A 25,223-nucleotide genomic window follows, 5' to 3' on the forward strand; every position below is an offset into this window, starting at 1 on the left:
ACCCAATCCATTGTGATATGATAGTCGGCTCGCCAATCAAGAAAAGACGTATTGTCTAAGTAACAATTGGTCAGATATTTTATACAGAACACTTATCTACTGGACGACAGAGATAAGCACTATTTAAAAGCATAACTAAAGAACAACTTGTGTGGATTTTTGCTGACACAGAATGCTAAAAAATAAAGTTGTGAGGCCTCGTTTATCTGGGGACTTATAACTATAAAAATTATCATTCTTTAAAGCAAGAAAACTCAAAGTTAATTCATTACGAACATAATTTAGAGCGACGAGCCAGAAAAGAATGAGCCAAGATTAGGAGTCATCTTACTATTTATAGTGAAGACTTCAAGCAAGATTAAACTGAAGAGTTTGATCATGGCTCAGATTGAACGCTGGCGGCAGGCTTAACACATGCAAGTCGAGCGGTAACAGGAGAAGCTTGCTTCTCGCTGACGAGCGGCGGACGGGTGAGTAATACTTAGGAATCTACCTAGTAGTGGGGGATAGCTCGGGGAAACTCGAATTAATACCGCATACGACCTACGGGAGAAAGGGGGCAGTTTACTGCTCTCGCTATTAGATGAGCCTAAGTCGGATTAGCTAGATGGTGGGGTAAAGGCCTACCATGGCGACGATCTGTAGCTGGTCTGAGAGGATGATCAGCCACACCGGGACTGAGACACGGCCCGGACTCCTACGGGAGGCAGCAGTGGGGAATATTGGACAATGGGGGCAACCCTGATCCAGCCATGCCGCGTGTGTGAAGAAGGCCTTTTGGTTGTAAAGCACTTTAAGCAGTGAAGAAGACTCTAGGGTTAATACCCCTAGACGATGACATTAGCTGCAGAATAAGCACCGGCTAACTCTGTGCCAGCAGCCGCGGTAATACAGAGGGTGCAAGCGTTAATCGGAATTACTGGGCGTAAAGCGAGCGTAGGTGGCTTGATAAGTCAGATGTGAAATCCCCGGGCTTAACCTGGGAACTGCATCTGATACTGTTGAGCTAGAGTAGGTGAGAGGGAAGTAGAATTCCAGGTGTAGCGGTGAAATGCGTAGAGATCTGGAGGAATACCGATGGCGAAGGCAGCTTCCTGGCATCATACTGACACTGAGGCTCGAAAGCGTGGGTAGCAAACAGGATTAGATACCCTGGTAGTCCACGCCGTAAACGATGTCTACTAGTCGTTGGGTCCCTTGAGGACTTAGTGACGCAGCTAACGCAATAAGTAGACCGCCTGGGGAGTACGGCCGCAAGGTTAAAACTCAAATGAATTGACGGGGGCCCGCACAAGCGGTGGAGCATGTGGTTTAATTCGATGCAACGCGAAGAACCTTACCTGGTCTTGACATATCTAGAATCCTGCAGAGATGCGGGAGTGCCTTCGGGAATTAGAATACAGGTGCTGCATGGCTGTCGTCAGCTCGTGTCGTGAGATGTTGGGTTAAGTCCCGCAACGAGCGCAACCCCTTTCCTTAGTTACCAGCGGGTTAAGCCGGGAACTCTAGGGATACTGCCAGTGACAAACTGGAGGAAGGCGGGGACGACGTCAAGTCATCATGGCCCTTACGACCAGGGCTACACACGTGCTACAATGGTAGGTACAGAGGGCAGCTACACAGCGATGTGATGCGAATCTTTTAAAGCCTATCGTAGTCCGGATTGGAGTCTGCAACTCGACTCCATGAAGTAGGAATCGCTAGTAATCGCGGATCAGAATGCCGCGGTGAATACGTTCCCGGGCCTTGTACACACCGCCCGTCACACCATGGGAGTTGATTGCACCAGAAGTGGTTAGCCTAACCTTTTAGGAAGGCGATCACCACGGTGTGGTTGATGACTGGGGTGAAGTCGTAACAAGGTAGCCGTAGGGGAACCTGCGGCTGGATCACCTCCTTATAGACGCATTCGGTCAGCAAGAATTCACAACAAGTTGTTCTTTAGTTTAGTTTATTAAGAAGATACAGGGCTTTTAGCAATTTGCCTTTAAGCAAATTACTCTTGCGCTCGGATCAAAGCAGTGCTTTGATGGTATCCTCGCTCAGGGTCTGTAGCTCAGCTGGTTAGAGCACCGTGTTGATAACGCGGGGGTCAGTGGTTCAAGTCCACTTAGACCCACCATATATATGGGGCCATAGCTCAGTTGGTAGAGCGCCTGCCTTGCACGCAGGAGGTCAACGGTTCGACTCCGTTTGGCTCCACCACTATAAACGACATGCTTTAGATAGAATATTTAAATACGTATAAATAGAAACAAGTGATTCAGCCAAGATGGCATTGATTACTTCTTTCTGTTTTATACAGAATCTGTGACTCGACGAGAGCACAGAGACTATTTAAAAACATAGATATGAGTCTGGGTTAGTGATGACATGTTCACGTGTCGTCACTAACCTTAATAACTCACTACTTAACGACATCAGTTGTTATCCCAGTAGTGAGTTATTAAAAAAGTAAAGAGAACTGAATCAAGCGTAAACATAGGTGATATCGTTATAATTACGACAGACAACACTTAGTAATCAAACTCTTTAAGAGTAAGACTACTTGGGGTTGTATGGTCAAGTAATTAAGCGCACATGGTGGATGCCTTGGCAGTCAGAGGCGATGAAAGACGTGACAGCCTGCGATAAGCTTCGGGGAGGCGGCAATATCCTGTGATCCGGAGATTTCTGAATGGGGAAACCCACTTACCATAAGGTAGGTATCTTGTACTTGTACAAGAAGCGAACGAGGGGAAGTGAAACATCTCAGTACCCTTAGGAAGAGACATCAATTGAGATTCCCCTAGTAGCGGCGAGCGAACGGGGAGAAGCCGATTAATGCTAATGTAGAAGAACAGCGTGGGAAAGCTGACCATAGTAGGTGATAGTCCTGTATTCGAAACATTAGCGTTAACATATTAAGTAGAGCGGGGCACGAGAAATCCTGTTTGAAGATGGGGGGACCATCCTCCAAGGCTAAATACTCCTGACTGACCGATAGTGAACCAGTACCGTGAGGGAAAGGCGAAAAGAACCCCTGTGAGGGGAGTGAAATAGAACCTGAAACCGTGTGCGTACAAGCAGTGGGAGCCACCTTGCGTGGTGACCGCGTACCTTTTGTATAATGGGTCAGCGACTTATATTCTGTAGCAAGGTTAACCATTTAGGGGAGCCGTAGGGAAACCGAGTCTTAATAGGGCGTCTAGTTGCAGGGTATAGACCCGAAACCGAGTGATCTATCCATGAGCAGGTTGAAAGTGCCGTAACAGGCACCGGAGGACCGAACCCACTGTCGTTGAAAAGCCAGGGGATGACTTGTGGATAGGGGTGAAAGGCTAATCAAACTCGGTGATAGCTGGTTCTCCCCGAAAGCTATTTAGGTAGCGCCTCGGACGAACACCATTGGGGGTAGAGCACTGTTTCGGCTAGGGGGTCATACCGACTTACCAAACCGATGCAAACTCCGAATACCGATGAGTGATATCCGGGAGACACACAGTGGGTGCTAACGTCCATTGTGGAGAGGGAAACAACCCAGACCGCCAGCTAAGGCCCCAAATTCCTAGTTAAGTGGGAAACGAGGTGGGAAGGCATAGACAGCTAGGAGGTTGGCTTAGAAGCAGCCATCCTTTAAAGAAAGCGTAATAGCTCACTAGTCGAGTCGGCCCGCGCGGAAGATGTAACGGGGCTCAAACTAGGAGCCGAAGCTGCGGATTTGAATTTGTTTTCAAGTGGTAGGGGAGCGTTGTGTAAGCCTGTGAAGGTGTGTCGTAAGGCATGCTGGAGGTATCACAAGAGCGAATGCTGACGTGAGTAACGATAATGCGAGTGAAAAGCTCGCACGCCGGAAGATCAAGGGTTCCAGTCCAACGTTAATCGGGGCTGGGTGAGTCGACCCCTAAGGCGAGGCCGAAAGGCGTAGTCGATGGGAAATCGGTTAATATTCCGATACTTGTTTATGATGCGATGGAGGGACGGAGAAGGTTATGCCAGCCTGGCGATGGTTGTCCAGGTGGAAGGATGTAGGTTTATAGCTTAGGTAAATCCGGGCTATTTCATACCGAGATCTGATAGCAAGCTGTACTTGTACAGCGAAGTGGCAAATACCATGCTTCCAGGAAAAGCTTCTAAGCGATAGTCATAAACGAATCGTACCCTAAACCGACACAGGTGATCAGGTAGAGAATACCAAGGCGCTTGAGAGAACTCTGCTGAAGGAACTAGGCAAAATGGTACCGTAACTTCGGGAGAAGGTACGCTGCTGATGGTGAAGGACTTGCTCCGTAAGCTATTGGCAGTCGCAGATACCAGGCTGCTGCAACTGTTTATTAAAAACACAGCACTCTGCAAACACGAAAGTGGACGTATAGGGTGTGATGTCTGCCCGGTGCTGGAAGGTTAATTGATGGGGTTAGCGTAAGCGAAGCTCTTGATCGAAGCCCCAGTAAACGGCGGCCGTAACTATAACGGTCCTAAGGTAGCGAAATTCCTTGTCGGGTAAGTTCCGACCTGCACGAATGACATAATGATGGCAGCGCTGTCTCCAGCAGAGACTCAGTGAAATCGAAATCGCAGTGAAGATGCTGTGTACCCGCGGCTAGACGGAAAGACCCCGTGAACCTTTACTACAGCTTTACATTGAACTTTGACCTGACTTGTGCAGGATAGGTGGGAGGCTTTGAAGCAGACACGCTAGTGTTTGTGGAGCCAATCTTGAAATACCACCCTGGTCATGTCGGGGTTCTAACTCAGGTATAACAGTACCGAGGACAATGTATGGTGGGTAGTTTGACTGGGGCGGTCTCCTCCTAAAGAGTAACGGAGGAGTACGAAGGTGCGCTCAGAACGGTCGGAAATCGTTCATAGAGTATAAAGGCAAAAGCGCGCTTAACTGCGAGACCCACAAGTCGAGCAGGTACGAAAGTAGGTCTTAGTGATCCGGTGGTTCTGTATGGAAGGGCCATCGCTCAACGGATAAAAGGTACTCTGGGGATAACAGGCTGATACCGCCCAAGAGTTCATATCGACGGCGGTGTTTGGCACCTCGATGTCGGCTCATCTCATCCTAGGGCTGAAGCAGGTCCTAAGGGTATGGCTGTTCGCCATTTAAAGAGGTACGCGAGCTGGGTTTAGAACGTCGTGAGACAGTTCGGTCCCTATCTACCGTGGGCGTTGGAAATTTGAGAGGAGCTGCTCCTAGTACGAGAGGACCAGAGTGGACGAACCACTGGTGTTCGGGTTGTCATGCCAATGGCATTGCCCGGTAGCTACGTTCGGATGGGATAACCGCTGAAAGCATCTAAGCGGGAAGCCTACCTCAAGATAAGATTTCCCTAAAGAGCCGTTCAAGACTAGGACGTTGATAGGCAGGGTGTGGAAGCGCAGCGATGCGTGTAGCTAACCTGTACTAATTGCTCGTTTGGCTTGACCATACAACACCCAAGTGGTTTGTATACAAGTCTAATTATTTCGATATCACCTTAATCCTTGGTTCAGTTGGATTAAGATGACACTAGTCATTAAAACAAACACAGACTCATATCTAACCCCCTTTGCTGACGACAATAGCATGATGGAACCACCTGATCCCTTCTCGAACTCAGAAGTGAAACATCATAGCGCCGATGGTAGTGTGGCTCCGGCCATGTGAGAGTAGGTCATCGTCAGCTCTCTATTCCCTAAAAAGCCCCCTTTGCTTACGCAGAGGGGGCTTTTTTTATGCGCGGGATTATAATTTAGAAGGTTCTGATTTATATCAAATACCCAGCGTTGGCATTCCACTGCTGAGTAGATTTAAAGATATCTTTTTACTTACCTTCTCCTATAGTTGATGTAATCTCAGTCTAAGAAGACCAATCTTAGTTATCATTTTTCTTTAACTGTTTAACTGTTTAACTGTTTAACTGTTTAACTGTTTAACTGTTTAACTGTTTAACTGTTTAACTGTTTAGTCTTGTATCCAAATTAAATAATACTTCCATTGTATATCTCAAGAATAGATCTGCTTTATTGGGGTTTATTAAAATGAGCTATTTCAATCAGTTATAGTATATAAAAAATAAAGGTGGTGTGTCAAAAAGTATGCTGATTAAAACTTGAACAATTTTTGAAGCCTTTAAAGCCCTATAGAATCAGAGAACTTAGCATAGATTTCTTATTGACTTCTATCGCTAGCATACTTTTTAGAACACCACCAAAATAAAAGCTAGGATTAGCTTGACCCCCTATTAAAACCGAGTATAATGCGTTCCAGTCGAAAGGGAAGGCAGATTGGAGTGGATTACCACTTATTAATAAATAATAGCGTAGCTATTAACCAATCAGCTGATAGTTTGCAGTTTTATCTGAACTACCTAGGTAGCTGGATAAAAACCTTCAAACTAAATAAAATTATCCCTTGACTTAAGAATTAAAGCGTCTATAATACGCAGCTCATCAGGACAAGGCAGTGCTAGAAGCGAGAGCTTATAACCGTCTAACCTGTTGAAGTTAAATAAAATAACAGCTTGACAACCCAATCCATTGTGATATGATAGTCGGCTCGCCAATCAAGAAAAGACGTATTGTCTAAGTAACAATTGGTCAGATATTTTATACAGAACACTTATCTACTGGACGACAGAGATAAGCACTATTTAAAAGCATAACTAAAGAACAACTTGTGTGGATTTTTGCTGACACAGAATGCTAAAAAATAAAGTTGTGAGGCCTCGTTTATCTGGGGACTTATAACTATAAAAATTATCATTCTTTAAAGCAAGAAAACTCAAAGTTAATTCATTACGAACATAATTTAGAGCGACGAGCCAGAAAAGAATGAGCCAAGATTAGGAGTCATCTTACTATTTATAGTGAAGACTTCAAGCAAGATTAAACTGAAGAGTTTGATCATGGCTCAGATTGAACGCTGGCGGCAGGCTTAACACATGCAAGTCGAGCGGTAACAGGAGAAGCTTGCTTCTCGCTGACGAGCGGCGGACGGGTGAGTAATACTTAGGAATCTACCTAGTAGTGGGGGATAGCTCGGGGAAACTCGAATTAATACCGCATACGACCTACGGGAGAAAGGGGGCAGTTTACTGCTCTCGCTATTAGATGAGCCTAAGTCGGATTAGCTAGATGGTGGGGTAAAGGCCTACCATGGCGACGATCTGTAGCTGGTCTGAGAGGATGATCAGCCACACCGGGACTGAGACACGGCCCGGACTCCTACGGGAGGCAGCAGTGGGGAATATTGGACAATGGGGGCAACCCTGATCCAGCCATGCCGCGTGTGTGAAGAAGGCCTTTTGGTTGTAAAGCACTTTAAGCAGTGAAGAAGACTCTAGGGTTAATACCCCTAGACGATGACATTAGCTGCAGAATAAGCACCGGCTAACTCTGTGCCAGCAGCCGCGGTAATACAGAGGGTGCAAGCGTTAATCGGAATTACTGGGCGTAAAGCGAGCGTAGGTGGCTTGATAAGTCAGATGTGAAATCCCCGGGCTTAACCTGGGAACTGCATCTGATACTGTTGAGCTAGAGTAGGTGAGAGGGAAGTAGAATTCCAGGTGTAGCGGTGAAATGCGTAGAGATCTGGAGGAATACCGATGGCGAAGGCAGCTTCCTGGCATCATACTGACACTGAGGCTCGAAAGCGTGGGTAGCAAACAGGATTAGATACCCTGGTAGTCCACGCCGTAAACGATGTCTACTAGTCGTTGGGTCCCTTGAGGACTTAGTGACGCAGCTAACGCAATAAGTAGACCGCCTGGGGAGTACGGCCGCAAGGTTAAAACTCAAATGAATTGACGGGGGCCCGCACAAGCGGTGGAGCATGTGGTTTAATTCGATGCAACGCGAAGAACCTTACCTGGTCTTGACATATCTAGAATCCTGCAGAGATGCGGGAGTGCCTTCGGGAATTAGAATACAGGTGCTGCATGGCTGTCGTCAGCTCGTGTCGTGAGATGTTGGGTTAAGTCCCGCAACGAGCGCAACCCCTTTCCTTAGTTACCAGCGGGTTAAGCCGGGAACTCTAGGGATACTGCCAGTGACAAACTGGAGGAAGGCGGGGACGACGTCAAGTCATCATGGCCCTTACGACCAGGGCTACACACGTGCTACAATGGTAGGTACAGAGGGCAGCTACACAGCGATGTGATGCGAATCTTTTAAAGCCTATCGTAGTCCGGATTGGAGTCTGCAACTCGACTCCATGAAGTAGGAATCGCTAGTAATCGCGGATCAGAATGCCGCGGTGAATACGTTCCCGGGCCTTGTACACACCGCCCGTCACACCATGGGAGTTGATTGCACCAGAAGTGGTTAGCCTAACCTTTTAGGAAGGCGATCACCACGGTGTGGTTGATGACTGGGGTGAAGTCGTAACAAGGTAGCCGTAGGGGAACCTGCGGCTGGATCACCTCCTTATAGACGCATTCGGTCAGCAAGAATTCACAACAAGTTGTTCTTTAGTTTAGTTTATTAAGAAGATACAGGGCTTTTAGCAATTTGCCTTTAAGCAAATTACTCTTGCGCTCGGATCAAAGCAGTGCTTTGATGGTATCCTCGCTCAGGGTCTGTAGCTCAGCTGGTTAGAGCACCGTGTTGATAACGCGGGGGTCAGTGGTTCAAGTCCACTTAGACCCACCATATATATGGGGCCATAGCTCAGTTGGTAGAGCGCCTGCCTTGCACGCAGGAGGTCAACGGTTCGACTCCGTTTGGCTCCACCACTATAAACGACATGCTTTAGATAGAATATTTAAATACGTATAAATAGAAACAAGTGATTCAGCCAAGATGGCATTGATTACTTCTTTCTGTTTTATACAGAATCTGTGACTCGACGAGAGCACAGAGACTATTTAAAAACATAGATATGAGTCTGGGTTAGTGATGACATGTTCACGTGTCGTCACTAACCTTAATAACTCACTACTTAACGACATCAGTTGTTATCCCAGTAGTGAGTTATTAAAAAAGTAAAGAGAACTGAATCAAGCGTAAACATAGGTGATATCGTTATAATTACGACAGACAACACTTAGTAATCAAACTCTTTAAGAGTAAGACTACTTGGGGTTGTATGGTCAAGTAATTAAGCGCACATGGTGGATGCCTTGGCAGTCAGAGGCGATGAAAGACGTGACAGCCTGCGATAAGCTTCGGGGAGGCGGCAATATCCTGTGATCCGGAGATTTCTGAATGGGGAAACCCACTTACCATAAGGTAGGTATCTTGTACTTGTACAAGAAGCGAACGAGGGGAAGTGAAACATCTCAGTACCCTTAGGAAGAGACATCAATTGAGATTCCCCTAGTAGCGGCGAGCGAACGGGGAGAAGCCGATTAATGCTAATGTAGAAGAACAGCGTGGGAAAGCTGACCATAGTAGGTGATAGTCCTGTATTCGAAACATTAGCGTTAACATATTAAGTAGAGCGGGGCACGAGAAATCCTGTTTGAAGATGGGGGGACCATCCTCCAAGGCTAAATACTCCTGACTGACCGATAGTGAACCAGTACCGTGAGGGAAAGGCGAAAAGAACCCCTGTGAGGGGAGTGAAATAGAACCTGAAACCGTGTGCGTACAAGCAGTGGGAGCCACCTTGCGTGGTGACCGCGTACCTTTTGTATAATGGGTCAGCGACTTATATTCTGTAGCAAGGTTAACCATTTAGGGGAGCCGTAGGGAAACCGAGTCTTAATAGGGCGTCTAGTTGCAGGGTATAGACCCGAAACCGAGTGATCTATCCATGAGCAGGTTGAAAGTGCCGTAACAGGCACCGGAGGACCGAACCCACTGTCGTTGAAAAGCCAGGGGATGACTTGTGGATAGGGGTGAAAGGCTAATCAAACTCGGTGATAGCTGGTTCTCCCCGAAAGCTATTTAGGTAGCGCCTCGGACGAACACCATTGGGGGTAGAGCACTGTTTCGGCTAGGGGGTCATACCGACTTACCAAACCGATGCAAACTCCGAATACCGATGAGTGATATCCGGGAGACACACAGTGGGTGCTAACGTCCATTGTGGAGAGGGAAACAACCCAGACCGCCAGCTAAGGCCCCAAATTCCTAGTTAAGTGGGAAACGAGGTGGGAAGGCATAGACAGCTAGGAGGTTGGCTTAGAAGCAGCCATCCTTTAAAGAAAGCGTAATAGCTCACTAGTCGAGTCGGCCCGCGCGGAAGATGTAACGGGGCTCAAACTAGGAGCCGAAGCTGCGGATTTGAATTTGTTTTCAAGTGGTAGGGGAGCGTTGTGTAAGCCTGTGAAGGTGTGTCGTAAGGCATGCTGGAGGTATCACAAGAGCGAATGCTGACGTGAGTAACGATAATGCGAGTGAAAAGCTCGCACGCCGGAAGATCAAGGGTTCCAGTCCAACGTTAATCGGGGCTGGGTGAGTCGACCCCTAAGGCGAGGCCGAAAGGCGTAGTCGATGGGAAATCGGTTAATATTCCGATACTTGTTTATGATGCGATGGAGGGACGGAGAAGGTTATGCCAGCCTGGCGATGGTTGTCCAGGTGGAAGGATGTAGGTTTATAGCTTAGGTAAATCCGGGCTATTTCATACCGAGATCTGATAGCAAGCTGTACTTGTACAGCGAAGTGGCAAATACCATGCTTCCAGGAAAAGCTTCTAAGCGATAGTCATAAACGAATCGTACCCTAAACCGACACAGGTGATCAGGTAGAGAATACCAAGGCGCTTGAGAGAACTCTGCTGAAGGAACTAGGCAAAATGGTACCGTAACTTCGGGAGAAGGTACGCTGCTGATGGTGAAGGACTTGCTCCGTAAGCTATTGGCAGTCGCAGATACCAGGCTGCTGCAACTGTTTATTAAAAACACAGCACTCTGCAAACACGAAAGTGGACGTATAGGGTGTGATGTCTGCCCGGTGCTGGAAGGTTAATTGATGGGGTTAGCGTAAGCGAAGCTCTTGATCGAAGCCCCAGTAAACGGCGGCCGTAACTATAACGGTCCTAAGGTAGCGAAATTCCTTGTCGGGTAAGTTCCGACCTGCACGAATGACATAATGATGGCAGCGCTGTCTCCAGCAGAGACTCAGTGAAATCGAAATCGCAGTGAAGATGCTGTGTACCCGCGGCTAGACGGAAAGACCCCGTGAACCTTTACTACAGCTTTACATTGAACTTTGACCTGACTTGTGCAGGATAGGTGGGAGGCTTTGAAGCAGACACGCTAGTGTTTGTGGAGCCAATCTTGAAATACCACCCTGGTCATGTCGGGGTTCTAACTCAGGTATAACAGTACCGAGGACAATGTATGGTGGGTAGTTTGACTGGGGCGGTCTCCTCCTAAAGAGTAACGGAGGAGTACGAAGGTGCGCTCAGAACGGTCGGAAATCGTTCATAGAGTATAAAGGCAAAAGCGCGCTTAACTGCGAGACCCACAAGTCGAGCAGGTACGAAAGTAGGTCTTAGTGATCCGGTGGTTCTGTATGGAAGGGCCATCGCTCAACGGATAAAAGGTACTCTGGGGATAACAGGCTGATACCGCCCAAGAGTTCATATCGACGGCGGTGTTTGGCACCTCGATGTCGGCTCATCTCATCCTAGGGCTGAAGCAGGTCCTAAGGGTATGGCTGTTCGCCATTTAAAGAGGTACGCGAGCTGGGTTTAGAACGTCGTGAGACAGTTCGGTCCCTATCTACCGTGGGCGTTGGAAATTTGAGAGGAGCTGCTCCTAGTACGAGAGGACCAGAGTGGACGAACCACTGGTGTTCGGGTTGTCATGCCAATGGCATTGCCCGGTAGCTACGTTCGGATGGGATAACCGCTGAAAGCATCTAAGCGGGAAGCCTACCTCAAGATAAGATTTCCCTAAAGAGCCGTTCAAGACTAGGACGTTGATAGGCAGGGTGTGGAAGCGCAGCGATGCGTGTAGCTAACCTGTACTAATTGCTCGTTTGGCTTGACCATACAACACCCAAGTGGTTTGTATACAAGTCTAATTATTTCGATATCACCTTAATCCTTGGTTCAGTTGGATTAAGATGACACTAGTCATTAAAACAAACACAGACTCATATCTAACCCCCTTTGCTGACGACAATAGCATGATGGAACCACCTGATCCCTTCTCGAACTCAGAAGTGAAACATCATAGCGCCGATGGTAGTGTGGCTCCGGCCATGTGAGAGTAGGTCATCGTCAGCTCTCTATTCCCTAAAAAGCCCCCTTTACTTATGTAGAGGGGGCTTTTTTTATGTGGCTTCCTATCCATTACTCAGCTTTCGTTGCTATACTTACTGTATTGTTACTATATAAAGTATGGAGGTCATAAGTTGAGAAAACCACGATTATTTATTGCTTCTTCAGTTGAAAGTATCCCAATTGCTGAAGCCGTTAATGTGAATCTAGATCATCAGTTTGAGGTTACTATTTGGACAGGTGGTACGTTTAAACTCTCATCTTCAACTATCGAAGATTTAGTTGAGAAGTCCTCTACTGTCGACTTTGCACTGTTTATTTTTGCGCCAGATGATGTAGCTGTAATTAGAGAGGAAAAACAACATATAGTTAGAGACAATGTAATATTTGAACTTGGTCTATTCGTTGGTGCTATTGGAAAGGAACGTTCTTTTATTCTTAAGCCTCGTGATATAGATATACATCTACCAACAGACTTATTAGGTGTGACTCCTGCTGACTATGATGCTAACCGTTCAGATGGTGATTTAGTTTCTGCAACTAATAGAGCTTGCTCATTAATCAAAACGGAAGCTGCTCGTTTAAGTATTTTAAATCGTTCTAGTCTTTCTGAATCGAGAGCAATTATTGCTAACCCATCGAATTATGAGTTGAAAGAACAAGATTATAAGTTTTTAGCTTCTTGTCTTCAAAGTCAGGTTACTAATCCTATTGGCTTACCCTTTTATATGATAAGTAATCAACTCAATGGAATAGATGATTCTGCTCTTCAGCTTTCTCTTGTGAAATTAGAGCGTATGGGTTTATTAAGTAAATCTATAGAAATAGATCATCAAGAAGGCTATGAGTTTTACGCGTATTCAATCACTGAATTAGGTGTTGATGAGCTTTTAGAAAATGAGGAGTATCTTCAACCAAAAACTTTTAAGACATCTAATAGTTTTAATGCTGATATCCCTTTCTAAATCAATTAGATGCACTTAAAGACTAATTCTCTGCTTTGCTAAAAACTGGTCACAAGATAGAGCGGATATCATAAGGAAAGTTATGAGTAATGAACTAGAAAGTAGACTGGTATTCATTGATACGTCAGCATATGAGAGCAAAAACTATCAATTTAATGAATATGCACTAGGTAAGCTTTGCGATTATCTTGAGTCGAAAAGAATCCATCTCTTGATAACTGAAATTACGATAAATGAAATAAAAGCTCATTTATTCTCTAAATCAGAAGAGTCAGCTAAAGCTATTAAAAAAGTACAAAAGGAAGCAATGTTTTTAAGAAATACTCCTGATCTTCCTTGCCACGGTATTTTCTATAAAGTAAAAACAGATGATATCTATAAAGCAGCTTTACAAAATTTTGAAGATTTTCTAGATAGGAGTTCGGCGGAGATTGTTGATATATCTAATGTCAATGCTACCGTTGTTTTTGAAAAATATTTTAATTCAGAAGCTCCATTTGGTGTAGGAAGTAAAAAATCAGAATTTCCTGATGCGTTTGTTTTAGAGGCTATATCTAAAGTAAGTGAAGATAGAGGACATATCTTATACGTTATTAGTGATGATAAAGACATGGAGAAATACGCTGACCATCTAGACAACCTAATTCATTTGAAAAGAGTTGATGATTTTCTAGATTTAGTTGTGAGGAAGGAAAAAGAGCTAGAAGAGCCTGTAAAATTTGCAGATAGTGTTTTCGACCAATTAAAAGCTGAAATAATCACTTGTGCTAGAGCGAAAATCGATGAGAGTGAGTTTTACTCTGACGAGGCTATTGGCTTTGATGATGAAATTTACCAAATAGATATTAAGTCTGTTTGTATAACTCACAAGAATATTATTTCAGTATCTATTGAAAATGTTGAATACGAAATAGATTTTGAAGTTGTCTTAGAAGCTCGTTACTCAATCATAGATTATGATCGTTCACCCTGGGATCCTGAAGACAAAAGATATATATTTGTTCTATACAACGATATAACGAGAAAACATCAAGAAACTTTCTCAGCTTATATAAACATTGACTATATGGACGGTATAAGAGCAAATGCAGAGATAGTAGAGTTATATTTTAATGATTCAGCATTTGAATTAAATGAAGAAAGTAGCGAACTACTAAATATTAAATCTCTAGACATAAATGGTGAATAGATAATAATTACTGCAATTGAACGTTTTCGCTCAACTTTTTATTCTAGCTTACAATTCTCAAAAAACTCATCAATCTCAACCACAGGCTTAAAATCAAATCCTAGTCGCATTTACTCAATTTGTAGCTTACTATCTACTATTAATTTGAAAACCTCTTAGTGCTATTAAATATTTATATCGTGCGACAGTATGCGCTTGGAACGACACCTTATTCAACCAAAGTAGTCTTTCTCACAAAAAAAGCCCGTATTAGCGAACTAATACGGGCTTTAACACTCAATAGAATATTTAACAAATTAGGCTAACATTAAGCACCTTCACCAAATTTACCACTCTGGAAATCAGTGACGGCTTGCATTATTTCCTGCTGACTGTTCATTACAAAAGGACCGTATTGAACAATCGGCTCACGTAGTGGGCGACCAGTGATTAAAATCACTTTAGTATCTTCTTCACTATCGGCTGTGATGGTAACGCCATCAGTATCAGCGTTATTTGCGAGAATTGCCATAGTCTTAGTCGGCACCTCTCGACCTTCAATATCTACTTTACCGCGATACACAAAGGCAAATGCATTATGATTGGCTGGAATGGCTTGGCTAAAGCTGGTTCCTGCTGGTAGATGTATATCTAAATAAGTCGGCTCAGTAACTTCGCGGGTGACTGCACCTTCTACTCCGTGCGATGTACCCGCAATTACAGTGACTTGAGCGCCGTCTTCGGTAGTATATTTAGGCAAATCATCATTTTGGAAGTCTTTATACCAAGGATCATTCATCTTGTCTTTGGCCGGTAGATTAAGCCAAAGCTGGAAACCTTCCATCGCACCGTCTTCTTGTTCAGGCAGCTCTGAATGGATCACACCACTAGCCGCCGTCATCCACTGTACCCCGCCATTTTGTAATAACCCTTCGTTACCAGCACTGTCGCGATGACGCATACGGCCAGTAATCATATAGGTAATGGTTTCAAAACCGCGATGTGGGTGATTAGGGAAACCGGCGATATAATCATCTGGATTATCGCTTTTAAAGTTATCCAACATCAAATACGGGTCGAGGCGTCTTTGTAGCTGCTGCGTGAGTACGCGAGTGAGCTTAACACCAGCGCCGTCTTGGGTATCTACCCCAGCATACAGCTCTTGCACTTGACGTGATTGGGTGACTTTATCTTTTACGCTATTCGCTATGTTGTCATTCATTATTCTCTCCTGCTTTTTTTAACAATAGTTGATAACAGTTTTGTTTTATCAATCTTCTGTTAACTATTTTGAGGGTGGAGATATAAATTTCAATAGGGGATTGTGTAGTAAAATTACATTGATGCTAGTATTCGTTAATCAGAAGTTAAGTCTTTCCTTTATCTATTAAAATAACTCACCTGTTTCCACTACTTCTTCAAAATCAAATCCTAACTGCTCGCCTTTACGTTGTCTCATCTGCTCGATACGTTGCCTGCGACCAGAAACTAGCCGTAGCACCTCACGACGCTGCTCTGTGGTCATGTTATGCCATAATTGACGCTCAGGACGACTGCGCAAGCAGCCAAAGCAATAGCCTCTTTTATTGCTTTGGCAGACACCAATACATGGATTGGCAATCTCGAACAGCTCAAACTGTTGATTCATGGCGGCTCCATCGCTACTCTCGTCATTCCTTGGACTTGCATCATATTATTGTCACAATACTATTATGTCGCAAATACTGAATAATAGTGTGCCATATAATTATTACTGTTTTTGCTGAGCCAGTGCTATGCTTAGCGCTTATCGTCTATATATAGCAATCATAACAAAATTAATAAGTGAGATAATAGGTGAACATTATTTATATTCATGGGTTAGACAGTGGTGCTAACTCTACCAAAGGGATATTGTTAGAAAACTATTGTCAGCAGTATCATTCTGATATCAATGTAGTGCGCCCTGATTTAAATAAGACACCTGATCAGGTTTTCAGGCAAATACTGTCATTAATCGAAAGTTTAAATAATAATGATGATGCGCAGCTTAAAACCTCAAATACGGTATTGGTAGGCAGTTCATTGGGTGGTTATTTTTCTACCTTAGTTAGCAATCATATAGGCTGCCCAGCGTTATTATTAAATCCTAGTACTCAGCCGCATGTTACTTTGCAGCGTTTTGCTGATGAGTCGATATTAGCTCGCAATGACAGGAATGAAGTATCCACAAACAAGGTTCTTTATACGACAGCAGGTGGTTGGAATATCACTTATTCAGATTTGCAGTGGTTTGCAGAGCATCAGCTAGCAGCTGTTAATTATCCTAATAAAATCGCTGTACTAATTAAAGAAGGCGATGAGTTGCTTGATCCTAATTTATCTGCCAAGTTCTATCAACAACATGGCGCTAAGGTGATTTTACAAGCAGAGGGCGATCATCGATTTAGTGACTTCGGCGAGCAATTACCGATGGTGATTGATATGCTACGGCAGTTGCTTTAGGTTTATATAAAACAGGCATAAAAGCTGCTATATAAAGAAACGGTAATAAACGACATTAGATGACGTAAGCGACTGACTATTAACGTCAACGTCGCTGTTTTTCGTTATAATGGTTTAATAGATTTAATTGTACGTAAATATTCAAGGATGCATTTGTGAGTCAATATAATGCGCAATCGTTAGAAGTTTTAGAAGGTCTTGAGCCAGTTCGTCGTCGCCCTGGGATGTATACCGATACCACACGTCCTAACCATTTGGCACAAGAGGTGATTGATAACTCAGTTGATGAAGCACTGGCTGGTTATGCAAAAACTATTAAGGTGCAATTGCACGAAGACGGCTCGTTGTCCGTAGAAGACGATGGTCGCGGTATGCCAACCGATATTCACCCTGAATTTAATCAATCTGGTATTGAGATCATATTGACGCGCTTGCATGCTGGCGGTAAGTTTTCGACATCAAATTATCAAGTTTCAGGCGGTCTGCATGGAGTTGGTATCTCAGTCGTTAACGCGCTCTCAACGCGAGTTGAAGTCACCGTGTGGCGAGATGGTACCCAGTTTGATATGGTGCTTGAAAATGGCGCACCCGTGACACCGTTGACAGAGTCCGTCAGCTCAAACAAGCGTAAGCGTGGTACGAGAGTGCGCTTTTGGGCGGATAGCAGCTTCTTTGATACGCCAAAATTTAATATTAAGCAGCTCAAACACAATCTAAAAGCCAAAGCGGTATTGGCAGCAGGGCTGATCATTGAGTTTGTTGATGACATCCATAATGAAAAGGTTGTATGGCAGTTCACTGATGGTGTGGTTGAATACTTAACAGAGCAGCTCGATGGGCTTGAGACTTTACCGTCCGAACCTTTTTATTATAATCATGATGCCAAAGATGGTGAGCGTGCAGGTATTACGTTTGCTTTATCTTGGTTACCTGAAGGTGGCACGCCTATTCAAGAAAGCTATGTAAACCTGATTCCGACTGCCCAAGGTGGTACCCACGTCAATGGCTTGCGCACGGGCATCCTAGAGGCGTTACGCGAGTTTTGTGAGATTCATAATTTATTGCCACGTAGCGTCAAGCTGACGGCAGAAGATGTCTGGGATGGGGTGAACTATATCTTGTCGCTTAAGTTTTCAGAGCCGCAGTTTTCTGGACAAACCAAAGAGCGTTTATCTAGCCGAGAAGCTGCTGGAGCGGTGCAGACTCTGGCCAAAGATGCTTTTAGCTTATGGTTAAATCAGCACGCAGATATAGGTACCCAAATTGCAGAGCTGGCGATCAATAAAGCGGGTCGTCGATTAAAATCTGCCAAAAAAGTGGCACGAAAAAAAATCACGCAAGGTCCTGCATTACCGGGTAAGTTGGCTGATTGTCGTGGTGATTTGCGTGACGGCGCAGAGTTGTTTTTAGTAGAAGGGGACTCTGCTGGCGGTAGTGCGAAACAAGCGCGTGATCGTCATTATCAAGCGATACTACCGCTACGTGGTAAGATTCTAAATACGTGGGAAGTATCCTCCGATACGGTGCTATCTAGCCAAGAGATTCATGATATCGCCATCGCTATCGGTGTTGACCCTGCTTCTGATGATTTGTCTGAGCTGCGCTACGATAAAATATGTATTTTGGCGGATGCTGACTCTGATGGTCTGCATATTGCGACCCTCATCTGTGCTTTGTTCGTCAAGCATTTCCCAGCACTCGTGGATGCTGGACATTTATTTGTGGCGATGCCGCCATTGTACCGCGTGGATGTGGGTCGTGAGGTGCATTATGCCTTAGATGAGCCTGAGCTTGAACATATTTTAGCGGGCGTTCCTGGTAATAAAAAAGCGCAAATCACTCGCTTTAAGGGTTTGGGTGAGATGAGTGCAGAGCAGCTACGTGAGACTACCATGAACCGTGATACACGTCGTCTGGTGCAGCTCGATATGGACGATATGGTATTGACCAATAGCGTGATGGATATGCTACTCGCCAAAAAACGCGCCGCTGATCGCAAGTCGTGGCTTGAGAGTAAAGGTAACTTGGCAGATATTCCTTTATGAGTGCTGGTTAATAACAGCAGGTCATATGTGTTGATATTGCTATCTTGGTTTGTAACCTGTGGACGAATCATAACCTTATAAAAGGCTGCAAAAGTGGGTCTAGTGGCGCTAGGTTAATGTTATGATACCGATACCTTTAATTACTATGCGGTGCCGTTATGACATCCAAAACTACCAAATCCTCTAAGCTATCGTCTAAACTTCCATCTAAGCTCCCTAAGCTTCAGAAAAAAGATTTAGGTAACCTAGTACCAAAACGTGGTAATAAACTGGCTCCTACTGTGGCGTCGGCTTTGTTAAAGGCATCTGGTTGGCGTACGGTTGGAGAAATTCCCAATATTTCGCAAGCAGTCGTTTTGGCGCTGCCGCATACTTCCAATATCGATGGTGTTTATGCTATTCCTAGCTTGTTTGCGCTAGACTTAAAGATCAGTATCATGGGCAAGCATACTTTATTTAAAATACCGGTGTTTGCTCAGCTACTACGTTGGATAGGTATTATTCCCATCGATCGTGGTAACAAAGGCTCAGTATTGCAAGCCAGTATTGATAAATTCAAGACAGGAGATCCGTTGTTTTTAGGGCTGTCACCAGAAGGGACGCGTGAGTATACTGAAAAATGGCGAACGGGCTTTTATTATTTAGCTGTTGGCGCCGGGGTGCCAATACTACCGGTAGCAATGGACTACAAAACCAGAGAGATACGTTTTATGCCGTTGGTATATCCTAGTGGAGATATTGAGGTTGATTTACCGAAAATATATGCTCATTATCGAGGTGTTGTCCCAAGATATCCTGAACGTTTATCGCAGCCACTACAGGATGTGAATAAACTGCTTGATTGATGTTTGATTAATTCATAACAACTTTCGCTGAGACAGTAGTTAATGTATTCATAATTAAAAACCCCCTCACATTAAAATGTTAGGGGGTTTTTATCTGTGGCTTATAGAGTCTGGTTAGCTTTTAAAAGCGCTAACTCCACCATCGACAGGTAGGCTAATGCCAGTGATCATTGCCGCATCATCACTTGCCAAAAACAAAACAGCATCTGTCACGTTAGCAGGTGTTGCTGTTTTTCCAAGCGGGCAGTGGGTCACAAAAGGGTTGTGACTGTTATCCGTTGTAACTAAACCAGCAACGACTGCATTGATACGTACACCCTTTGGGGCGTTTTCTAAAGCCAGTGCTTTGGTGATGCCCGTCAAGCTGTCTTGTTCCGCATTGTAGGCTTCTATACTCCAATCATTTGGCATATCCGTTAGCGTTGATACATTGACGATATTACCTTTCGTTTTTATCAGTTCTGGAATGACAGACTGGTGAATACCGACTTCAGTATCTATATTTACCATCACGTCAATACGTTCATACTTATCCAGCACATGCTTTATCAATCCTGCAATTTGGACTGGTTCATTGACATCGCTGGTTACGGTAAGGTGATTACCTGTATTTATCCATGTAGTATCCTGTGGCAGGTCTTCATAGATATATTCTAAGATGTCATGATTGATGCCGACGAGTATACAATTAGCGCCTTCTCTGGCGAGCCTAATCGCAGTTGTACGACCAATATCTGAATCTGCACCAGTGATAATAACGGCTTTATCATTAAAACGTTTCATGACATTCAATCCTTGCTATCATAAGATTATGAGTATGTATGGTAAGTCTAATCAGCATGGCTTCGAATATGGTTTCAAGCAGTTTTTATGTTATAAAGCGTGAACCATGCTGCTATCTCTTTCTTTCATCATAGCAAGTCAAGGCTCTGAAAGCGACAGGAATGCGCTTGTGTCTGGGGGTCTTTTATTATGACCGCGCTTACAAGTATCTACATAGGTACATATGTGGCTACTTATACCCGCGTAAATCTTTTTGTTTATGCTTTAATAAAAACCAATATCTACTGATATCTAGCTAATAATAAGAGGCTTGTATTGTGCCCGATTCTAGTATTACATCACCTGATCTGACAGCTACTAATAATGAGCTTAGCTATTACTTACAAGTAGATGCGCCAGAAATCGACTTACCTGCACCGCTTGCGCTAGATATTCCGCACACCTCTCAGCAGTGCTTTTATATGTTGCCATTAGGCAAACTGCAATTGCTAGAGCTGACAATATATTTGTCCGCCGCTGCTACTAGTGAGGATATCGAAGCAGCGCGTGTCTCTGCTCTCAAGTCAGCATTGGCTTGGCAGAAACGTGGTTTGCAAAGACATAAAGAAAGCGGTTTTGATACCGCTGAAGTGCTCGTACTCGATATCCAGCTGATAGATGAAACCTTAGCTATTGCTTGCGGTAGCGAGGAGAAAGGCGATGCTGAAAAAGCGTATGAGCAAAAAAGCGCAGCACTGCAGATGACATCCATGCCACATAGCTTCGGCGCAGGCTACTTTATGGAAGAGTTGGTATTGGATATCAACGATGACACACAGGTGCTACAGGTATTTAGTTGGCAAGACTGGCAGATGCTTGTTGCGACTGCTCAGACTCCGAGTGACATCTGGCGATTTTTGAGATATCACTTAACAGAGATAAGGCAATCATCTATTACGGGCATGTCCAGATTTGATACCGAAGACGAGCTCATCAAACGCTTTATGGGCAGTGCTGATTTACTTTCACAGGCTATTACTGTAGACAATGCATTGATTAAATATGGTATTCAGGATGAGCCAAACTCTGCTCTGGTTACGATGAGTCTTGCGCAAGAGCGTAAAAATGCGACGACGCAGATGTATCATGAACATAGGCTGCAGGCTGCAAAATTATGGTCACAGCTCAGTATACAGATGGTTGATTTGGCGGCCACCAAGCCTATGCAAGAAGAAGTGAGTAAAACAGCGAGGCTCAGATCTCAGTGGCAACAGCAGTTGTTAGACGAGTCATTATTTTCACGTCATGAACTGGTTCGTACCCTGTATATGTATCCTAAGCAGTCGCATGCGATGAGAGAGAGTGGCTATGTGGTTCATCAGCACTCTTACGAAAGTTTGGGCCGGCATTATGTGTTGATATTCTATGGAAAGACCGCTGATGGACAACAAAGTAAAGCTGCCATTCAGCCTAATTTACAGAAGGTGGCACAAGATGTCGCCACACGCTTACCGCTAGCAGAGCTACATCATGTGATCGTATTGGGCATAGAGTTTGTATCTGATGCGGCTGACACTTATATGGATATTGATTTGTGGATTCAGCCTTTGTCTCCAATGAGTCAAAAAGAGCGTCAACTCACTAAGCAGCTACAGAGAATGCGTCAACAGCAAAGCCGTCAGACTAAAGCATCTGCTCAAAAGAGTGTTTCTCATAGGTCGCTCTCTACTAAGACGCCAATACAGCACACATTAGAAGGTATGCAGATGAATATAAAAGTGCCATCTCGTGACGATGAATAAAGAGCTATATCTGATATGAAGTCTGAAATATATCGCAAAAAAAAAGACAGCCTAGGCTGTCTTTTTATTGCGAATAGCTTACTGATTAAGACTTAGTTTAAGCCGTTATTGTTGTCGCTATTTTCGACATGAGTAATATCTACAGCGTCAGTACCGATTTTATTGGTATCGACCGTGTCTGTACGCAAGTCGCTAGTCGTTGTGCTGGTAGCGGCAGGTGTATTATCACGAACTGAATCAGCGACTTTGTCTTTGGTCGTTGAGCTAGGCTCAAGCGCAGACTTTGCTTTTGCTTCAGTTTGTTCTTTATCCATCTTATCTTGCATCTTACGTAGGAAGCGTGCTGCTGCTTCTTGACCACCAAGACCAAATGATAGAGCAAATGCAACGGCTACTGCACCCAATGTTAGACCAAATGCTAGGTTAACAATAGAATCAGCAATACCCATCGCCTTTAGACCCATGGCAAGTACTAAGCCCATGATCAGTACACGTACGATGTTTGCTAGGAACTGTGAGCCTTGTTCAGAGCGCTCAACGACACCAGCAATGATATTGGCAAGCCAAAAACCAATGAATAGGATGATCGCGCCTAAAATGATGTTGGCACCGAAAGCAATGAACATCGTGATGATGGCTGAGATAGGTTCAAAACCTAATAGATCAGCAGCTGCGATAGAGGCAAATAACATTGCGAAGAAGATAATCGCATAACCAACTAGGTCAGAGACTCTCTTATCGCCCATGGTTTCTTGCAGGCCAACTTTGGCAGGCAATTGATTGATCTGAGTGTTTTCGATCAAGCCTTTGATGATGTTAGCAATCATACGTACTACATAGAAAGTCACAACCAAGATAGCTGCTGCCATAAAGATGTTTGGCAGTGCTTCCATGATTTTATTGAGCATGTTCGTCGCAGGACGCGCGATGACTTCAATTTTTAGAGCATTCAATGCAGCGATAGTCGTTGGAATAATCACCACTAAAAATGCTAAAGAACCTGCGATATTAGGTAAGCTGTTTTGCTCACTTACGCCAGCTTTTGTAGCAAGTGACTGCACATCAAAGGTAGAAACCAAGTTGGTGACGATGCCGCGTACGACTTTGGCGATGATGTAACCCACCACAAAGACCACACCAGCAATAAGAATGTTAGGGATAAAGCTAAATATTTTATCAACCATATTGCTTAGTGGTGCGAATAAACCATCAAGCTCTAATTGACCTAGAACCATCGTCAATACAACCAATAAGATGAACCAATAAACCATATCAGCAATCGTGTTACTCATAGGTTTGACGCCAGCTTGTGCGCTTAAGCGTTCATCCATTGAGGTTTTTGATAAGGCAGTGTTAAGCGCAGTACGTGCGACAGTAGCAATGACCCAACCGATGACACCAACAGCGATAGCGCCGATGAGGTTAGGAATAAATGCCAGTACTTGGTTCACCATATTGGCAAACGGTGCTGAAATAGAGTTTAAGTTTAACTGGGTCAGCGCGCCTGAAATGGCAATAATAAAGATAAACCAGAAGATAACTTTAGAAATAATACCCTCTAGGTCGTAACTTTTACCCGTTGACGAGTTCATGCGCTGATTGAGATTGACCTTGGCCAATACATTGCGTACAAGCGCTGCAATACCAAGCGCGACCAGCCAACCGATGACGAAAATCAAAATGGCTCCAATGATGGAACCGATAGGTCCACCAAGGTAGCCATTGAAAGATGCAAACATTGGATTCATCTTATGCTCCTCTAAGTATCATGTGACAGTGGTGAGATATGATGTGTTCACAAAACAGCATACACATGACTATTTAAAAATAATGTTGTTGTAATTGCAATAGATCGCTCATGTAGTAAGTAAAGGTTTATAGGTAGTGCAAATATAAAATTTGCTTATGAAATAAAGGTTTATGCTCAAGAACCTATCAGTTGCTTACCACACATAACGATTTAGCTTAACTGATATAATAGTGTAGTTAAAGATAGAAAGCTTAACCTCACGCTATAATTGTGTGATAAGTTGTTATTTTAGAGATAAATATTAACAAAGACTGTACATTGAACGGATAATTTTTTCGTAATCGTGGCTCCTAAAACCAGTATTTGTTATGATGGCAACCAAATCAAATCATGAAAATGTTTTTACCACTCGTTTTTCAACTTGAGAGTATTCTATGAAAAAAATCACCACTTTAACCATCAGTGCGCTAGCCAGTGCTATGCTATTAGTGACAGGCTGTAGTACCAATAATGGCAATCAAGAAAGCGCAGCAAAAAGCGTTTCGGTTACTGAGCAAAGCTCAGCGACAGAAAAAGTAGGCTATAGCCTAGGCTTTATGATGGCAGAAGGTAATAAAGAGGCCGTACAAGACTTAAATCTTGATACTTTTGAACAAGGCTTCCGCGATGGCTATGAAGGCAAAGAGTCTGCTTTGACCCAAGAACAGATGGAAGAAGTGCTCATGACCTATCAACAAGAGCAAGAAGAGAAGTTTGTACAAGATATGCAGACCAAAGCCGAAGATAATAAAGCTAAAGGCGAAGCATTCTTAGCAGAAAACGCTAAAAAAGAAGGCGTGCAAGTCACTGATACAGGCTTACAGTATAAAGTGTTAGAAGCGGGTACTGGTAAATCACCAAAAGCGACGGACATCGTTGAAGTCAACTACGAAGGTAAGCTGATTGATGGTACGGTATTCGACAGCTCTTATGAGCGTGGTGAGCCTATCGAGTTCCCATTGAACCAAGTCATCGCAGGCTGGACAGAAGGTCTACAGTTGATGAAAGAGGGCGGTAAATACGAGTTCTATATCCCAGCAGACATCGCTTATGGCGAAGCAGGCAATGCGGGTATCGAGCCAAACAGCACGCTAATCTTTACCGTTGAGCTGCTATCAGTAAAATAAAACTGGCAGTAAAATAAAGCTGTACTAAGCGTTAATGACACACAATGAAAAAGCCCTCAGTTTTGAACTGAGGGCTTTTTTTACATGGCGT

11 protein-coding genes, 4 tRNA genes and 6 rRNA genes are annotated in these 25,223 nt (G+C 44.1%); 17 read left to right on the forward strand and 4 right to left on the reverse strand.

The window, feature by feature from the left end:
- Positions 1-360: 360 nt before the first annotated feature.
- From JMY01_RS13465 to JMY01_RS13520, 12 genes are all read left to right on the forward strand, one after another.
- A 16S ribosomal RNA gene (locus JMY01_RS13465) occupies positions 361-1,900 on the forward strand.
- 145 nt (positions 1,901-2,045) lie between these two features.
- Positions 2,046-2,122 (forward strand) — tRNA-Ile (locus JMY01_RS13470).
- Between the two features lie 7 nt (positions 2,123-2,129).
- Positions 2,130-2,205, forward strand: a tRNA-Ala gene (locus JMY01_RS13475).
- Between the two features lie 355 nt (positions 2,206-2,560).
- Positions 2,561-5,417: ribosomal RNA gene (locus tag JMY01_RS13480) — 23S ribosomal RNA — on the forward strand.
- A 122-nt stretch (positions 5,418-5,539) separates the two neighbouring features.
- A 5S ribosomal RNA gene (gene rrf, locus JMY01_RS13485) occupies positions 5,540-5,654 on the forward strand.
- 1,203 nt (positions 5,655-6,857) lie between these two features.
- Positions 6,858-8,397 (forward strand): 16S ribosomal RNA (locus tag JMY01_RS13490).
- A gap of 145 nt (positions 8,398-8,542) precedes the next feature.
- Positions 8,543-8,619: transfer RNA gene (locus tag JMY01_RS13495), tRNA-Ile, on the forward strand.
- 7 nt (positions 8,620-8,626) lie between these two features.
- Positions 8,627-8,702, forward strand: a tRNA-Ala gene (locus JMY01_RS13500).
- A 355-nt stretch (positions 8,703-9,057) separates the two neighbouring features.
- Positions 9,058-11,914 (forward strand): 23S ribosomal RNA (locus JMY01_RS13505).
- Between the two features lie 122 nt (positions 11,915-12,036).
- Positions 12,037-12,151: ribosomal RNA gene (gene rrf / locus JMY01_RS13510) — 5S ribosomal RNA — on the forward strand.
- The 16S, 23S and 5S rRNA genes sit together here with 4 tRNA genes alongside, the layout of an rRNA operon.
- A 128-nt stretch (positions 12,152-12,279) precedes the next feature.
- Positions 12,280-13,110 carry a TIR domain-containing protein gene (locus JMY01_RS13515; protein ID WP_201576806.1) on the forward strand — a complete coding sequence of 277 codons (831 nt, stop codon included), beginning with the start codon at positions 12,280-12,282 and terminating at the stop codon, positions 13,108-13,110.
- A gap of 82 nt (positions 13,111-13,192) precedes the next feature.
- Entirely contained in the window at positions 13,193-14,299 is a 1,107-nt protein-coding gene (locus JMY01_RS13520) for a PIN domain-containing protein (protein ID WP_201576808.1), read from the forward strand.
- A gap of 307 nt (positions 14,300-14,606) precedes the next feature.
- Here the strand turns inward: JMY01_RS13520 and JMY01_RS13525 are convergent, their stop codons facing one another.
- Complete coding sequence (locus JMY01_RS13525) at positions 14,607-15,500, reverse strand: pirin family protein (protein ID WP_201576812.1); 894 nt, start codon at positions 15,498-15,500, stop codon at positions 14,607-14,609.
- Positions 15,501-15,665: 165 nt separating this feature from the next.
- Positions 15,666-15,926: a DUF1289 domain-containing protein gene (locus tag JMY01_RS13530; protein WP_201576816.1), complete on the reverse strand. Its 261-nt coding sequence runs from the start codon at positions 15,924-15,926 to the stop codon at positions 15,666-15,668.
- A gap of 188 nt (positions 15,927-16,114) precedes the next feature.
- Here JMY01_RS13530 and JMY01_RS13535 point away from each other — a divergent pair, with 188 nt between their 5' ends.
- The 3 genes from JMY01_RS13535 to JMY01_RS13545 all read left to right on the forward strand — a co-directional run bounded on the left by JMY01_RS13535 (position 16,115) and on the right by JMY01_RS13545 (position 19,652).
- Positions 16,115-16,762: a YqiA/YcfP family alpha/beta fold hydrolase gene (locus JMY01_RS13535; RefSeq protein ID WP_201576819.1), complete on the forward strand. Its 648-nt coding sequence runs from the start codon at positions 16,115-16,117 to the stop codon at positions 16,760-16,762.
- A gap of 155 nt (positions 16,763-16,917) precedes the next feature.
- The gene (parE, locus tag JMY01_RS13540; protein WP_201576822.1) at positions 16,918-18,807 is read left to right on the forward strand and encodes a DNA topoisomerase IV subunit B; all 1,890 of its coding nucleotides are present in this window, start codon (positions 16,918-16,920) and stop codon (positions 18,805-18,807) included.
- Between the two features lie 158 nt (positions 18,808-18,965).
- Entirely contained in the window at positions 18,966-19,652 is a 687-nt protein-coding gene (locus JMY01_RS13545; protein ID WP_201576825.1) for a lysophospholipid acyltransferase family protein, read from the forward strand.
- A 114-nt stretch (positions 19,653-19,766) separates the two neighbouring features.
- Here the strand turns inward: JMY01_RS13545 and JMY01_RS13550 are convergent, their stop codons facing one another.
- Positions 19,767-20,435, reverse strand: coding sequence for an SDR family NAD(P)-dependent oxidoreductase (locus JMY01_RS13550; protein WP_201576828.1), 669 nt, complete (start codon positions 20,433-20,435; stop codon positions 19,767-19,769).
- Positions 20,436-20,752: 317 nt separating this feature from the next.
- Here JMY01_RS13550 and JMY01_RS13555 point away from each other — a divergent pair, with 317 nt between their 5' ends.
- Positions 20,753-22,216, forward strand: coding sequence for a hypothetical protein (locus tag JMY01_RS13555; RefSeq protein ID WP_201576830.1), 1,464 nt, complete (start codon positions 20,753-20,755; stop codon positions 22,214-22,216).
- A gap of 92 nt (positions 22,217-22,308) precedes the next feature.
- Here JMY01_RS13555 and JMY01_RS13560 read toward each other — a convergent pair whose 3' ends face one another.
- On the reverse strand, positions 22,309-23,964 hold the full coding sequence (locus JMY01_RS13560; RefSeq protein WP_201576832.1) for a mechanosensitive ion channel: 1,656 nt from the start codon (positions 23,962-23,964) through the stop codon (positions 22,309-22,311).
- A 436-nt stretch (positions 23,965-24,400) separates the two neighbouring features.
- Between JMY01_RS13560 and JMY01_RS13565 the strand changes: the two genes are divergently transcribed.
- The gene (locus tag JMY01_RS13565) at positions 24,401-25,132 is read left to right on the forward strand and encodes an FKBP-type peptidyl-prolyl cis-trans isomerase (RefSeq protein ID WP_201576834.1); all 732 of its coding nucleotides are present in this window, start codon (positions 24,401-24,403) and stop codon (positions 25,130-25,132) included.
- Positions 25,133-25,223: the final 91 nt, after the last annotated feature.

The organism is Psychrobacter sp. H8-1 (assembly GCF_904846575.1).
In the GTDB taxonomy this organism is placed as follows: Bacteria; Pseudomonadota; Gammaproteobacteria; order Pseudomonadales; family Moraxellaceae; genus Psychrobacter; species Psychrobacter fulvigenes.